Origin of the sequence: Amycolatopsis pigmentata, from assembly GCF_042684065.1 — a bacterium.
Classification (GTDB): domain Bacteria; phylum Actinomycetota; class Actinomycetes; order Mycobacteriales; family Pseudonocardiaceae; genus Amycolatopsis_E; species Amycolatopsis_E pigmentata.
The window spans coordinates 751,956-766,271 of the sequence record NZ_JBHUKR010000007.1; the positions used below are offsets into that span (position 1 = coordinate 751,956).

Genomic DNA, 14,316 nt, shown 5'->3' on the forward strand with positions numbered 1-14,316 from the left:
AACACCTATTCGTCGGAGAGCGGTTCGGCGCGAACCCGGTTCAGCGCCGGGGTGCATACCGAAGCACCGAGCAGCGCCACGCCGATGCCCAGGACGACCGGAGCGAGCAGCCACGGGCTGAGCACCGTCGCCACGGGGGTGTGACCGCGCGTGGCGACCGTCAGCAACCCGATTCCCACCCCTATGCCCGCCGCGCCGGCACCGACCGTCGCGACCAGCGCCGGAACCGCGGCCTCCGCGCGAAGTGCCCGCGACAGCACGCGGACGGGAGTGCCCGCCGCCATCAGCGCCCCGAACGTCCGGCGGCGATCCATCACCGAACCCGCGGTCGCGATCGCGGCACTGCATCCCGCGAGCACGCACGCCGCGATCAGGCCGATCGCGGTGATCCGCCGGATGTCGTCGAGCATCTGATGATTCCCGGCCAGATCGTCGGCGGGGCTGATCACGTCTCCGCCGCCCGCCTCCTTCGTCACGGCCGTACGGACCACCTCGCGATCGGCGCCGTCGGTCGGCACACTGATCGAGCCCTCCAGCTTCCCCTGTCCCTGATAAGCCGACGCTCGTACGGGTTGCCCATACCGGGCGAGATCGGCGTTGATGCGGTCCACGACCGACGCCGGTTCGTCCGCGTACACGTACGTCCTGATCGTGTTCGGCGCCTCGCCCGCCAAGGAGTCCGTCAGGCTGGGCATGATCGTCAACGCCATCGTGCCGACCAGCACGGCGAGCACCACGCCCGCCGTCGCCCGGTAGGCGCCTCGCGGGTCGTCGCGCAGCCTCCGCCCGGTGAGCAATCCGGCGGGACGGCGCCACCACCGCAGGAACAGAGCACCGACCGCGAAGGTCACCCAAGGCCCGATCACCACGGCCGCGAAGACGACCAACGCCAGACCGAGCAACGCGAAGTTCGCGTCGGCATGCTGGTCGAGCACCGTGAACAGGAACAGTCCCCCGGCGATGGGCGCCGCCAGCAACCGCCAGGCACGCAACGGCTTCGGTGTTTGGGCGGACGCGGCGGCCAGCGGGTTGTTCACCACGCGTCGCAATCCGGCCACCGCGGCGACGAGCACCATCACCACGATCGCGCCCGCCAGCGCGGCCTTCTCGGCCAGCGGTATCGCGAAGTCGCCCGGCATCCAGGTGCCACCGTTCCAGGGCACCCCCTCGACCAGACGGCCCAGCAACGGCTCGCACAGCGCACCCAGCAGCGCGCCGGCCAACGCGGCCACCCCGGTTTCGGCGGCCACCATGGCGGTGACCTGACCGGGGTCGGCGCCCGCGAGTCGCAGCGCCGCGAGCCGGCGTTCCCGGCGGGCCGCGGTCAGCCTCGAGGAAGAGGCGACCAGTACCAGGCTCGGGATCAGCAACACGACCACGCCGACACCGGCGAGGAACTTCAGGAAAGGGTCGGCCTGAACCTTCGCGGGATCACCGAATCCGTCGACCTTCGCGGCGGACTCGCTGATCTCTTTCGGCGTGTGCCCGACGAGCGCGATGAGCTGGCCCGGATACTCGAGCCCCGCGTCGGTGATGGTCCCCACCACACCCGGGTACCTGTCGGCGAGCCGTGCCGCGGGCACCGCGTGCATGCGGTCGGCCAGCGCCTGTGACACAAGCACCTCACCCGGCCGCGGAAGCCTCGGCACGCCGGGCGGCAGCGCGATCCGGGAACTGTCCCCGGTGGGCGCTACGGCGACGACCCTGATGGCGGAGCCCTCGAAGTAGTCCGTCGAGGAGCGTATGAGCATGGTTTCGGCATCGGCGCTCCGGGGATGGGGTGCCTGCCAGTAAGACCGGGCCGTACGGGCGTCGCTCGCCGACGGCAGGCTCATCAGCAACAACACCACCGCGGTCGCCACGGCGACGCCGACCCCGGTGAGGATGGTGGAGACCCGGGTCCGCCGGTCGGCGGCCAGCACCCGGAAGGCGAAACGGAGCGGGTTCACGACACCGCCACCCCGCTCGCGATCCGTCCGTCCCGGATGACGACCGTGCGCGGCAGCGAAGCGGCGAGATCACGGTCGTGGGTCACGACCAGCACCGCGGCCCCGGCGTCGGCGGCCGCGACCAGCAGCGCGTCCATGGTCTCCTTGCCGGTCCGGGTGTCCAGCGACCCGGTCGGTTCGTCCGCGAAGATCACCTTGGGCCTGCGGGTGAGCGCCCTCGCGATCGCGACGCGCTGCGCCTGGCCGCCCGACATTTCGCCCGGCCTGCTGCCTGCCTTGGTCGCCAGGCCGAGCCGCCCCAGCGACTGCCGGGCCACGCGGAGGGCATCGCCGCGCGAGACGCCGTCGAGCAACATCGGCAGCGCGACGTTCTCCTCGGCGGAAAGCTCGCCGACGAGCATTCCCGACTGGAAGACGAAACCGAATTCCCGCCGCCGCATCTCGCTGCGTTTCTTCTCCGAAAGCTGGTCGATCCGCTGCCCGGCAAGGTAGACCTCTCCGGCGTCGGCACGCACGATTCCACCGAGCACGTGCATCAACGAGGTCTTGCCCGAACCGGAGGGGCCGACGATGGCGACCATCGCGCCGGGTGCGATGTCGATGTCGATACCGGCCAGCGCGTACTGGGAACCGTACTTCTTGACCAGTCCGCGCCCGGAGAGCAAGCCGTGGGTGTTCCACTGAGGATTCATGCCGAACACCTTCACAGGGCCCCGCCGGCCGCAGATCGGCCTTTCGGCCGATACCGGGTGGCTGGACGGCCAGGACACCAGAGGTCGCTCCATCCTCTAACGTCACGATGTGCCGTTTTCCCAACGCTTGAGTTCAGCCTGGCGATGGCTGGGACTCGAGGGTGCCGTGCTGCTCGCAGCACTGCTGTGCGACCTGTTCATCATCTTCCCGGCCGCCTTCGACGATATCGGCCCGAAGGGCCGGGACCTGTTGCTGCTGCCAGGCATGCTCGCGTTCGGCGCCTGCGCGTTGTGGGGACGGCGACGTCCCGTGAAGGCCACCTTCGCCGGTGCCACCGTTCTCGTCTTTTCCGGCCTGCTGGACTACATGGCGGACGTAGCCGCCTATTCGACCCTGTTCAGAGACGTTTCCCTGAGCGAGACGGTGGCCGGTCTCGAACTTGTCTTCCTCTGTGTCCGGCGGGGCCGGATCCTCAACGCGTTCGCGGCCGTCTCGACGCTGGTGTTCGCGACGCTGTGCGCGATTGTCTTGCGGGGACATCGCACCGCCGCCTTCGGTATCGAAAATCTGATAACAGGTGGCGTTCTGCTCGCAGCCGTCGTCGTCGTGGGTATGCGCTTGCGCAACACGGAACCGACGGACCAGCCCACTCGGCTCTCCCGGCTGCTGAACCGGCAGTGGCCGCTCATCGGCGGAATGTGCCTGCCGATGTTCCTGGACCTCTACAACATGCTCCAGCACGGGGTCCGGACGTTGCCGTTGGCCGCACTCGTGGTCGCGGCCGCCGCGATCGCCGTGATCTCCACCCGGCGCCCCATGCCCGCCGCGCTCGCGCTGTGCGGTGTCATCCTCCTCTCGGCGGCCGCCGTCCAGTTCGTCCGTACGCGAAGCGAATTCCCGGCACCTTCCCTCCCGTTCACCGAGGTGCTGGCCGGGCTGGTCGTGGTCGTGCAACTCGTCCGGTACCTGGCGCCTCGCCGGGCCTGGACGATCATCGGTGCCCTCTCGCTGTCCGTGGCGGTCTCGACCGCGCTCAGCATCGGCAGACCGAGCTATGACCCAACCTCCGGCCTACGGTCCCTTGCCTCCTACGCGCTGCTCCTGCTCGGTATCGCGGTCGCGGTAGGGCTTTACTTCCGGGCGCGGGATTCCGAGCGAGCCAAAGTGGTCGAGGCCGCGGTGACCGAGGCACAGACCTCCGAGCGGATGGCGCTGGCGCGCGAGTTGCACGACGTCGTGGCGCACCACGTGACGGGAATCGTCGTGCAGGCACAGGCCGCGAAGATGATGGGAGAGCAGAACCCGGCACTGGCGATCCAGACGCTCGGCCAGATCGAAGTGGCCGGCACCGACGCGCTGACCGCGATGCGGCGGCTGGTGCGCAGCATGCGCTCCCACGACGAGGAATCCCAGCTGGCCACCACCGATCTGGCGGCCGATCTGCGTAGGCTCGCCGAGACCGGGCACCATGGCGTGCCCACGGTGATGGACCTGCGACGGTTGCCGCCCGGGGTACCGCACGAGGTGGGGCGATCGGCGCTGCGGCTGGTGCAGGAGTCGCTGACCAACATCGGGAAACACGCGCCGGGGGCCACCCAGGCGTGGGTCCTGGCCGAGGTCGTCTCCACCGACCTGCACATCAAGGTGATCGACAACGGGCGCATCGCTCAGGCCCCGCCGGAAGCGATCGAACGGGCCAGGAACCTGTCCGGCGGATACGGCTTGGTGGGCATGCGCGAGCGGGTCGAACTGCTCCGCGGAAGGCTTGTCGCGGGTCCCGTGTCCGAGGGCTGGCTCGTGGAAGCGTGGCTGCCACTGGAGGGAGCTCCCACGGCATAATGCCGCCGACATACCGGCGACGAATTGGGGGGACCCATGATCCGCGTGCTCATCGCGGACGACCAGAGCATGGTGCGCTTCGGATTCCGGATGATTCTCGACGCGCAGGAGGACATCGAGGTGGTCGCCGATGTGGCGGATGGCGTCGCCGCGGTGAGCAAGGCGCGTGAGCTTCGACCCGACGTGTGCCTGCTGGACATCCGGATGCCCGGCCTGGACGGGCTCGAGGTGACCCGTCAACTCGCCGGTCCCGGTGTGACGGATCCGTTGAAGGTGGTCGTCGTGACCACCTTCGACCTCGACGAGTACGTGCACACGGCGTTGCGCAACGGCGCCAGCGGTTTTCTGCTCAAGGACGCCGGCCCCTCGCTGTTGATCGAAGCGGTCCGGGCGGCGCAGCGTGGGGACGCCCTGGTGTCGCCGCAGGTGACCGTGCGCCTGCTCAAGCACTTCAGCACCCCGGCCAAGCGTGAAGTGGATCCGCCGAAGGAACCACTGACCGCCCGGGAACTCGACGTGGCCCGCGCCGCCGCCCGCGGCCTGACCAACACCGAGATCGGCGCGGAGCTGTACATGTCGCTGTCGACGGTCAAGACGCACCTGGCTTCGGTGCAGGGCAAGATCGGGGCGCGCAACCGGGTCGAGATCGCCGCCTGGGCCTGGCGCTCCGGGCTGATGGAGACCTGAGCATCCCGGGCGGCTTAGGATCGGCTGATGCCGTATCGATTCACCGCGCCGGTCGTCCTCCCGTGCGACCCGGCCTGTTCGGTCATCCGTGACGGTGCCGTCGATGTCGACGGCGGACGGATCACCTACTGCGGCCCGCGCGCGGAGGCGCCTGCGTCGACGGCGCGGGTGACGGCGCTGCCGGGAATTCTCTTGCCCGGTTTGGTGAACGCGCACGCGCACAGTCCGATGACGCTGCTGCGCGGAATGGGCGCGGATCTCCCGTTGCTGCGCTGGCTGCGAGAGGTGATCTGGCCGGCGGAAGCTCGCCTGCGGCCCGAGGACGTGCGCGCCGGAATGCTGCTGGGATCGGTCGAAATGCTGGGCAACGGGGTCACCACCAGCACCGAAATGTACTTCCACGCCGAGGAAATGGCCGAAGCCGTGCTGGCCACCGGTGCCAGGGCCGTTCTCGGCGGGCCGGTCATCGACCTGCCCGGACTGGACTGGCGGGAGATGATCGCCGACACCGACCGGTGGATCGACGCGGACGGCCTGCGGTTCGGTCCCGGCGACCGGGTGGAACTGTCCTACGCCGCGCATTCCGCGTACATGCTGCCGCCGGAGGCCTTGCGGTCGACCGCCGAGTCGGCGGCGGCGCGTGGAGCGCTGGTCCAGATCCACGTCGCCGAAGCCGCGGACGAGGACACCGGACAGCGGGCCGAATTCGGGTCCGTGCCACGGCTCCTCGACCAGGTGGGAATGCTCGACGGCCGGGTGATCGCCGCCCATGCGATCCACCTCTCGGACGAGGACATCGCGCTGTTCGCCGCGCGCGGGGTCGGGGTGGCGCATTGCCCCGGCTCGAACGCCAAACTCGCGTCGGGCTTCGCGCGGCTGGCCGACCTGCGCGCCGCCGCCGTGGCGGTCGGACTGGGCACGGACGGTCCGGCCAGCAACGACGACCTGGATCTCTGGGAGGAGGTCCAGCTCTCCGCGATGCTCGCTCGTCTGTCCACAAAGGACGCTACGGCGATCAGGGCCGGGGAAGCGTTGCTGCTCGCCACGCGGGGCGGCGCGGCCGCGCTCGGGCGAGACGACCTCGGTGCGCTGGAAGCGGGGCGATGGGCCGACATGGTGCACATCGGCATCGACGGCCCGGCCTTCGCGACGGGACTGGACGTCCCGGACGGGCAACTGCTGGCGAACCTGGTGTGGGCGGCCGGTTCCCGCCATGTGCGTGACGTCTGGGTGGCGGGTGAGCAGGTGGTCGCCGACTCCGAGCCCGTCCGCGTCGACCGCGCGAAGGTCCAGTCCGGGGCGCGCGAAGCCGCCGCGCGCCTTCGCGCCTAGCGCGGGTGTCAGCGTCCGGGCGAGGCGGTCTTCGAAAGCTAGCGCGGACGGATGGTGAGTTCGGTGAGGTGGGCGTCCGGGTCGGCCAGGACGGCGGCGAGCACGGCCTTGGCGACCGAATCGGGCTTCAGGTAGTCACCGGGCGAATAGTCCTTGCCCTCGCGGGCGATGATGGCCTGCTGCATCTCGGTGTCCGTGCGGCCGGGGAAGATCGAGGTGACCCTGACCCCGTTCGCCTCTTCCTCGGCGCGGAGCGCGTCGGCGAACGCCCGTACCGCGAACTTGCTCGCCGCATAGGGACCCCAGCCCGCCCGGGCCGCCAGTCCCTGCCCCGAGTTGATCACCACGACGTGCCCGCTCGCGGCGCGCAACGCCGGCAGCAGCAACCGGGTCAACTCGGCCACCGCGACCAGGTTCACCTCGAAGTTTTCGCGCCACATCCGGGGCTCCGCGGCTTCGATCCGCGAGAGCGAAGCGACCCCGGCCGAATGCACCAGCACGTCGAGGCGGTCGATCCCGGCCGTCGCGTCCCGCAGCGCGTCGAAATCGGTCAGGTCGACCGGCCACGGCCGGGCTCCCGGCAACTCGGCGGCCCGTTCGGTCAGCGAGCCGGGATCGCGGCCGCCGAGCAGCAGCCGATGGGACGGGTGAAGCGCCCGCGCGACCGCGGCACCGATCCCACGCGAAGCTCCGGTGACGAGAGCGAGTGATGTTCCGGGCACCATCCCACCGTAGATCCTTGACCTCCCGGACCGGGTGCCCTGTGATGTCGGGCATGTCGACGAGCACATTGGACGTCGGCGGGGCCACGCTGCGCAAGGTCTCCGTCCGCATCATGCCGCTGCTGATCCTGCTCTACTTCGTCAACTACCTCGACCGGGTCAACATCGGTTTCGCGGGCCCGAACGGGATGAACAAGGAGCTGGGCCTGTCGGCGACCGCGTTCGGGCTCGCCTCCGGCATCTTCTTCCTCGGCTACCTGATCCTCGAAGTGCCGAGCAACCTGGCGCTGCACCGGTTCGGCGCACGGCGGTGGATCGCGCGCATCCTGCTCACCTGGGGGGCCGTGGCGATCGCGATGGCGTTCGTACCCAACGCCACGGTGCTGGTGGTCCTGCGTTTCCTGCTCGGGGTCGCGGAAGCGGGATTCTTCCCGGGCATCGTGCTCTACCTGACCTACTGGTTTCCCGCCGCCCAACGCGCGAAGGCGGTCGCGCTGTTCATGGTCGCGATCCCGGTTTCCACCGCGATCGGCTCGACCCTGTCCAGCCTTCTGATCAGCGCCGGCCACGGGATCATGGGACTGTCGGGATGGCGGTTCATGTTCCTGGTCGAGGGCGTGCCCGCGCTGCTGCTGGCGTTCGTCACGTGGTTCTTCCTGACCGACGGACCGGAACAGGCCCGTTGGCTCACCCAAGAGCAACGCCGATGGCTTACCGGTGAACTCGAAACCGAACGCCAGTCCACCTTGGACCGCCACCCGTGGTCCCTGCGTGAGGCGCTGACCCGCCCGCGCGTCTTCGGCCTCGCGTTCGTCTATTTCGCCATCGTCTATGGCCTTTACGCGCTCGGCTTCTTCCTGCCGACCATCATCACCGAATTCGGGAAGCAGTTCGGCACGAAGCTTTCTGTGCCGCAGGCCGGACTGGTGAACGCGGTGCCCTATGTGGTGGGCGCACTCGTGATGGTGCCGTGGGCGCGGCACGGTGACCGCACGGGCGAGCGCAAGTGGCACGTGGCGCTGCCGATGCTGGTCGGCGGGGCCGCCATTCCGGTCGCGTTGTATCTCGGCAATCCCTACGCGGCGATGACCGCGGTGACGATCTGCGCGGTGGGCGTCTGTGCCGCGCTGCCGACGTTCTGGGCCTTGCCATCCGGTTTTCTCGCCGGCTCGGCCGCGGCGGGAGGCATCGCCCTGATCAACGCTCTGGGCAACCTGAGCGGGTTCGTGGCCCCGTACGTCACCGGGTGGCTGCGCGATCTGACCGGCAGTCAGCGCAGCGGCCTGTGGGTGGTCGGCGGCTGCATGATCGCCGGCGCCGTCGTGGCCGTCGCGCTCGGTGCCGTCCCGCGTGCCCGGCCCACCGGAACCGTCACCGATGACCAGGCGCACTCACCACTCGACCGATAGCGTCGCCGGTATGGACGCGGTGATTTTCGATCTCGACGGTGTGCTCGTCGATTCCGAGCGGATGTGGGACGAGGTGCGCCGGTCGGTGGTCGCCGGGCACGGTGGCCGGTGGACCGGCGAAGCGACCCGGGCGATGCAGGGCATGAGCACCCCCGAGTGGGCCCGCTACCTCGTCGAACGGCTCGGCGTCTCGTTGTCGCCGGAAGGGACCGCCGAGGTCGTGATCGAGGAGATGGCGCGGCGCTACGTGAGCGGCCCGCCGGTCCTGCCGGGCGCCGGGGAAACCGTGCGCGCCGTCGCGGCGCGGTTTCCGGTGGCGATCGCCAGTTCGTCGCCGCCGGTACTGATCACCGCGTTTCTGGAGGCGACCGGACTGACCGGCGTCGTCCGTGAAGCCGTTTCGAGCGAACAGGTCGCGGCGGGCAAACCCGCGCCCGACGTCTATCTCGAAGCCGCCGGACGGCTTGGAGTGGCAGCGGAATCATGTGCCGCCGTCGAGGACACGACGAACGGCCTTCGCGCTGCCTTGGCCGCCGGCATGACGGTTTTCGCGGTGCCGAACCCGCATTTCCCGCCGGAGGAGGAAGTGCTCGCGAAGGTCGCCGTGGTGCTCGGTAACATCACCGAGCTTCCGGATTCGCTCTAGGTCAGGCCGGGAAACCCCACGAAGAATGGCCCGTCTCCGAAGAGAACGGGCCATTTTCCGTTTCCGGCGTCAGCGCTCGATGTCGCCCCGGATGAAGGCTTCGACCGCTTCGTGCGCCTCCGAATCCGAGTACTGCTCGGGAGGCGACTTCATGAAGTACGAGGACGCGGACAGCAGCGGACCACCGATACCACGGTCGAGCGCGATCTTCGCGGCCCGCACGGCGTCGATGATGATGCCTGCCGAGTTCGGCGAGTCCCACACCTCGAGCTTGTACTCGAGGTTCAGCGGCACGTCACCGAACGCACGGCCTTCCAGCCGCACGTAGGCCCACTTCCGGTCGTCGAGCCACTGCACGTAGTCCGACGGGCCGACGTGCACGTTCGCCTTGCCGAGGTCCCGGTCGATCTGGGAGGTGACCGCCTGGGTCTTGGAGACCTTCTTGGACTCCAGCCGCTCGAGTTCCTTCATGTTCTTGAAGTCCATGTTGCCGCCCACGTTGAGCTGCATGGTGCGGTCGAGTTGAACCCCGCGGTCTTCGAAGAGCCTCGCCAGGACGCGGTGCGTGATGGTGGCGCCGACCTGGGACTTGATGTCGTCACCGACGATCGGCAGCCCGGCCTCGGTGAACTTGCGCGCCCACTCCGGGTTGGAGGCGATGAACACCGGGATCGCGTTGACGAAGGCGACTCCCGCGTCGAGCGCGGCCTGCGCGTAGAACTTCTGTGCCGTTTCCGACCCCACCGGCAGGTAGGACACCAGCACCTGAGCACCGGACTCACGCAGCGCGGCCACCACGTCCACCGGCGCCTCGTCCGACTCCTGGATGGTCTCCTGGTAGAACCGGCCGAGCCCGTCCAGGGTGTGCCCGCGCTGCACCGCGACCCCCAGCGGCGGCACGTCGGCGATCTTGATCGTGTTGTTCTCGCTGGCGAGAATGGCTTCCGAGAGGTCGCGACCGACCTTCTTGGCGTCGACGTCGAACGCCGCCACGAACTCCACATCACCCACGTGGTACTGGCCGAACCGGACGTGCATCAGCCCGGGAACGCGGGTCGCGGGATCGGCATCGCGGTAGTAGTGCACGCCCTGCACCAGTGATGCCGCGCAGTTGCCGACGCCAACGATGGCCACCTTCACGCGGCCGCTGTCGTCGCCCATGCCGGTCTCTCCTTCGTTCGTTTTGTTGACTGGGTCCATCTCAGGCGCGGCTTCAGCTCTGGAGCCCGCGTTGTTCGGCTTGCTCGTTCGCGATCAACTCGTTGAGCCACCGCACCTCGCGCTCACTGCTCTCCAGGCCCAGCCGGTGCAGCTCCCTGGTGTAGCGGTCGATCTTCTCCTCGGCCCTGGACAGCGCGGCCCGCAGGCCTTCACGCCGCTCCTCCACCCGACGGCGGCGGCCCTCCAGGATCCGCATCCTGACCGCGGCCGGCGTCCGCGAGAAGAACGCCAGATGAACGCCGAAACCCTCGTCGTCCCAGGTCTGCGGCCCGGCGTCGGCGAGCAGTTCGGCGAAGTGCTCCTTGCCTTCGGCGGTGAGTTTGTAGACCTTCCTGGCACGCTTGCCCCAGCTTCGGGCAGGCTCGGGAGTCTCGGCGGCCTCTTCGACGATGAAGCCGGCACGTTGGAGCCGACGCAGAGTGGGATACAGCGATCCGTACGAGAACGTGCGGAACATCCCGAACGTGTCGTGTAGCCGTTTGCGCAGCACATAACCGTGCATCGGCGCCTCGTGCAGCAGTCCGAGAATGGCGAACTCCAGCACGGTGCACCTCCCCTCCAGGGTCGAACCGCAAGCTCAACCTAACGCTCGATTATATCGGAACGATACATCGGAACGCCTCCCCAAGCGACGACGATCACCCGTGGGAATTTCACCGGAGAGTTATCGAGTCGTCGGCGTGTCCTGTGGCCGACGCGGATCCGGGCGAGTACGGCCCGTCGCGGGCACGGCCCGGGGACGTACTCTGTCAGCGTGCGAAACCAGAGACAGGTTGTGGACTACGCCTTACAGCGCAGGGCGCTGCTGGCCGATGTCCGCTCCGGTCGGATCGGCACGACCGAGGTCTGTGACGCCGGCCCCTACCTGCTCAGGGCCGCCAAGTTCCATGGCGAGCCGGGCGAGGGCCCTTGCCCGGTCTGCCGCCGTGACGTGCTGACTTTGGTGTCATGGGTCTTCGGAGACGAACTCCAGCACGCCTCCGGCTCGGCGAGGACACCCGCCGAACTCGCCCGGATGGCGAAGCTCTTTGGCGAATTCACCGTCCACGTGGTGGAGGTCTGCCAGTCATGCTCATGGAACCACCTGGTGCGGTCATACGTCCTGGGCACGGGGACTCCCCGCGGATCGACGAAGAAGAAGACAGCGGGCCAGTGACCGAAACCGTATGGACCACCGATCACAGAACGGCGTACCCCGCACTGCCGGTCTGGGAGGCTCATTCGTGAACGATCAGTACAACCGCTCCTGGCCGGGTCAGGAGCCAGATGAACCGCGTCGTGGCCAATGGCCGTCCGGTGACGAAGGGCACCAGTGGCCGCGTGGGAACGAGGGCCCGCAACCCCCTCGGCGACCCTCCTCCCCCCAGTGGCCCGGCCAGGAGCCATCGCCGCCCGGCCCCCAACGGCGCGTGCCGCCTGCCGGCGGCCGCACGCCGCCCCCCGGACCGCCGCCGCAGCGGCCGCCCCAGAGCCCGCCGCCGGATCGCCCAGGGCGTGGCGGCAACTTCCGTCAGCCGCCACCACCGCCGCCCGGCCCCGAACCCGGGCTGCTCACCCATTCCGAGCTGGGGAGCGCCGGCTACACCGACGACTTCGACGAAGAGGCCACGGAGTTCGCCAATCTCGGCGACGAACCGTCGGCACCGGAGGACGACGACGGTTCGGAGCTGACCCCGAGGCAGCGGAAGAAAAGGCTCTGGCGCCGGACCCGGCGCACCATGTACGTGCTCGTCGGACTCGGCGTGGTGATCCCGGCGGTCGCCTTCACCATCGCCTACTTCTTCGTCGACGTGCCCACGCCCGAGCAGGTGCTGGCCCAGCAGGGCCAGGTGGTGAGCTACTACTACGCCGACAACACGCTGATGGGCAAGGACATCCCGGACAGCGGTGACCGGCAGATCCTGCAGCCCGGCCAGATTCCGGAAGTGATGAAGAAGGCGGCGTACGCCGCCGAGGACGCGACCTTCGAGACCAACAGCGGTTTCGACGTGATGGGCATCTTCCGCGCGGTCTTCAACAACCTGACCGGCGGGCAGGGTGGTGGTTCGGGGATTTCCCAGCAGTACGTCAAGAAGGCCACCGAGAACGAGGCACCCACGCTCACCCGTAAGTTCACCGAGCTGGTCAAGTCGTTCAAGCTGAACCAGACGCAGTCCAAGCAGGAGATCATCGCCGGCTACCTGAACATCATCTACTTCGGCCGGAACGCCTACGGCATCCAGGCGGCGTCGCACGCCTACTTCAACAAGGACGCCGCACAGCTCACGCCCGCGGACGCGGCGTTCCTGGCCGGGATCATCCAGGGCCCGAGCAAGGGCGACAACTCCGACTACACGACCTGGCGCTGGAAATACGTGATGGACAACATGGTCAAGTACCACTGGTTGTCCCCCGCCGACCGGCAGACCGCGCAGTACCCGGTGCCGGTGCCCAAGGCGAAAGCCAGGCCGCAGGCCATCAGCGGGCCGATGGCGTTCATCCAGGCACAGGTGGAGGAGGAGCTGACCGCGGCGGGCTACTCGAAGGAGAAGCTCCAGGCCGGCGGCTACAACATCTACACCACGATCGACCCCAACGCGCAGCGTCTCGCGGAGCAAGCGGTTACCGACACCATGAAGGGCCAGCCTTCCGACCTGAAGAACGCGCTGGTCGCGGTCGACCCGAAGACCCGTGGCGTCGTCGCCTACTACGGTGGTCCGAACAACGAGCAGGACGCGAAGGACTGGGCCAGCACGCAACGAAACCCCGGGTCGTCCTTCAAGGCCTTCGACCTGGCCGCGTTCCTGAAGATGGGCAAGGGTCTCGGGGAAACCTTCGACGGCAGCATCCGCCGTCAGTTCGGCGTGCTGCCCGACGGTTCGCCGCGGTATGTGAACAACGCGAGCCAGGCCAACAGTTGCGGGACCCAGTGCACGGTGGCCGAGGCGACCAAGATATCGGCCAACACGGTGTTCTTCGACATGGTCGCCAACGTGACCGGTATCCAGGCCGTCGCCGACGTCGCCAAGGAGGCCGGGGTCACCGACCTGACCACCCAGAACCAGGGCGTGGACTACAACATCTCGATCGGTGGTGGCAGCACGGAAGTGACGCCACTGGACATGGCCACCGGCTACTCGACGTTCGCCGACAACGGCGTCTCCCTGCCCCGGCACTTCGTCGCGAAGGTGACCGATCCGGGCGGAGCCCTGGTGTATCAGGCGCCGACCGACCCGAAACCGGCCTTCACACCGAACGACTCGGACAAGAGCAAGCAGATCGCGGGCAACGTCACCATGGCGCTCAAGCCGGTGATCGGCTTCTCGCACCTGACCTGTCCGCAGGGCCACGAGTGCGCGGGCAAGACGGGAACCCAGCAGTACGACCCCGGCAAGGGAAACACTTCGAACCTCAACTCGCAGGTGTGGATGGTGGGTTACACGCCATCGATCTCCGTCGCTTCCTGGGTCGGCACGGGCGCCAACAAGGAACTGAAGGACAAGAACGGCAAGAGCGTCTCGAGTGACGGGCTGCCCGCCCAGGCCTGGCAGCAGTTCATCACCAACTATTTGAAGGGCAAGCCACCGGAGAAGTTCGACCAGGTGGAGCCGATCGGCAAGACGCCGGTGACCACCACCGAAGAACCCACTTCGAAGCCCTCGACCACACCGAGTACCCCACCGACGACCCCGAGTTCGCCACCGTCGACGCCGTCGTCCTCGTCGTCCTCGAGTTCGTCGACGAGGTCCAGGCCGAGCCTGCCGTCGACCACCATCGGGGGGATTCAGTTCGGAGGACCGGGCCCCAACGGAGGCGGCTGACAGGCAGACCACCCGACG

The 14,316-nt window shown here is 68.4% G+C and carries 12 protein-coding genes; 7 read left to right on the plus strand and 5 right to left on the minus strand.

Going from position 1 to position 14,316, the window contains the following annotated elements; all coding sequences use genetic code 11:
• Nucleotides 1-5: 5 nt before the first annotated feature.
• Nucleotides 6-1,949 carry an FtsX-like permease family protein gene (locus ACFSXZ_RS16615; RefSeq protein WP_378265925.1) on the minus strand — a complete coding sequence of 648 codons (1,944 nt, stop codon included), beginning with the start codon at nucleotides 1,947-1,949 and terminating at the stop codon, nucleotides 6-8.
• Nucleotides 1,946-2,641: an ABC transporter ATP-binding protein gene (locus ACFSXZ_RS16620; protein ID WP_378265926.1), complete on the minus strand. Its 696-nt coding sequence runs from the start codon at nucleotides 2,639-2,641 to the stop codon at nucleotides 1,946-1,948. Before ACFSXZ_RS16620 ends, ACFSXZ_RS16615 begins: the two co-directional genes overlap by 4 nt.
• Before the next feature lie 109 nt (nucleotides 2,642-2,750).
• On the opposite strand from ACFSXZ_RS16620, the gene ACFSXZ_RS16625 reads away from it, so the two are divergent.
• From ACFSXZ_RS16625 to ACFSXZ_RS16635, 3 genes are read left to right on the plus strand one after another with little or no spacing between them, the layout of a single operon-like run.
• Nucleotides 2,751-4,481: a sensor histidine kinase gene (locus ACFSXZ_RS16625; protein WP_378265927.1), complete on the plus strand. Its 1,731-nt coding sequence runs from the start codon at nucleotides 2,751-2,753 to the stop codon at nucleotides 4,479-4,481.
• Between the two features lie 36 nt (nucleotides 4,482-4,517).
• Nucleotides 4,518-5,168 (plus strand): response regulator, encoded by a 651-nt coding sequence (locus tag ACFSXZ_RS16630; protein ID WP_378265928.1) that lies wholly within the window; start codon nucleotides 4,518-4,520, stop codon nucleotides 5,166-5,168.
• A 27-nt stretch (nucleotides 5,169-5,195) separates the two neighbouring features.
• Nucleotides 5,196-6,500, plus strand: a complete 1,305-nt coding sequence (locus tag ACFSXZ_RS16635) for an amidohydrolase family protein (RefSeq protein ID WP_378265929.1) — start codon at nucleotides 5,196-5,198, stop codon at nucleotides 6,498-6,500.
• A gap of 38 nt (nucleotides 6,501-6,538) precedes the next feature.
• Here the strand turns inward: ACFSXZ_RS16635 and ACFSXZ_RS16640 are convergent, their stop codons facing one another.
• The gene (locus tag ACFSXZ_RS16640; RefSeq protein ID WP_378265930.1) at nucleotides 6,539-7,222 is read right to left on the minus strand and encodes an SDR family oxidoreductase; all 684 of its coding nucleotides are present in this window, start codon (nucleotides 7,220-7,222) and stop codon (nucleotides 6,539-6,541) included.
• A 53-nt stretch (nucleotides 7,223-7,275) separates the two neighbouring features.
• Between ACFSXZ_RS16640 and ACFSXZ_RS16645 the strand changes: the two genes are divergently transcribed.
• A complete protein-coding gene (locus ACFSXZ_RS16645; RefSeq protein WP_378265931.1) occupies nucleotides 7,276-8,631 on the plus strand; it encodes an MFS transporter in 1,356 nt (451 codons plus the stop codon).
• Nucleotides 8,632-8,641: 10 nt separating this feature from the next.
• The gene (locus ACFSXZ_RS16650) at nucleotides 8,642-9,277 is read left to right on the plus strand and encodes an HAD family hydrolase (protein WP_378265932.1); all 636 of its coding nucleotides are present in this window, start codon (nucleotides 8,642-8,644) and stop codon (nucleotides 9,275-9,277) included.
• A 69-nt stretch (nucleotides 9,278-9,346) separates the two neighbouring features.
• On the opposite strand, the gene ACFSXZ_RS16655 is transcribed toward ACFSXZ_RS16650, so the two are convergent.
• Nucleotides 9,347-10,438 (minus strand): inositol-3-phosphate synthase, encoded by a 1,092-nt coding sequence (locus ACFSXZ_RS16655; protein ID WP_378265933.1) that lies wholly within the window; start codon nucleotides 10,436-10,438, stop codon nucleotides 9,347-9,349.
• A 52-nt stretch (nucleotides 10,439-10,490) separates the two neighbouring features.
• A complete protein-coding gene (locus ACFSXZ_RS16660) occupies nucleotides 10,491-11,042 on the minus strand; it encodes a PadR family transcriptional regulator (RefSeq protein ID WP_378265934.1) in 552 nt (183 codons plus the stop codon).
• Nucleotides 11,043-11,252: 210 nt separating this feature from the next.
• Here ACFSXZ_RS16660 and ACFSXZ_RS16665 point away from each other — a divergent pair, with 210 nt between their 5' ends.
• Nucleotides 11,253-11,654, plus strand: coding sequence for a DUF5318 domain-containing protein (locus ACFSXZ_RS16665; protein WP_378265935.1), 402 nt, complete (start codon nucleotides 11,253-11,255; stop codon nucleotides 11,652-11,654).
• A 253-nt stretch (nucleotides 11,655-11,907) separates the two neighbouring features.
• A complete protein-coding gene (locus tag ACFSXZ_RS16670; protein ID WP_378265936.1) occupies nucleotides 11,908-14,298 on the plus strand; it encodes a transglycosylase domain-containing protein in 2,391 nt (796 codons plus the stop codon).
• The last annotated feature ends 18 nt before the right edge of the window (nucleotides 14,299-14,316 follow it).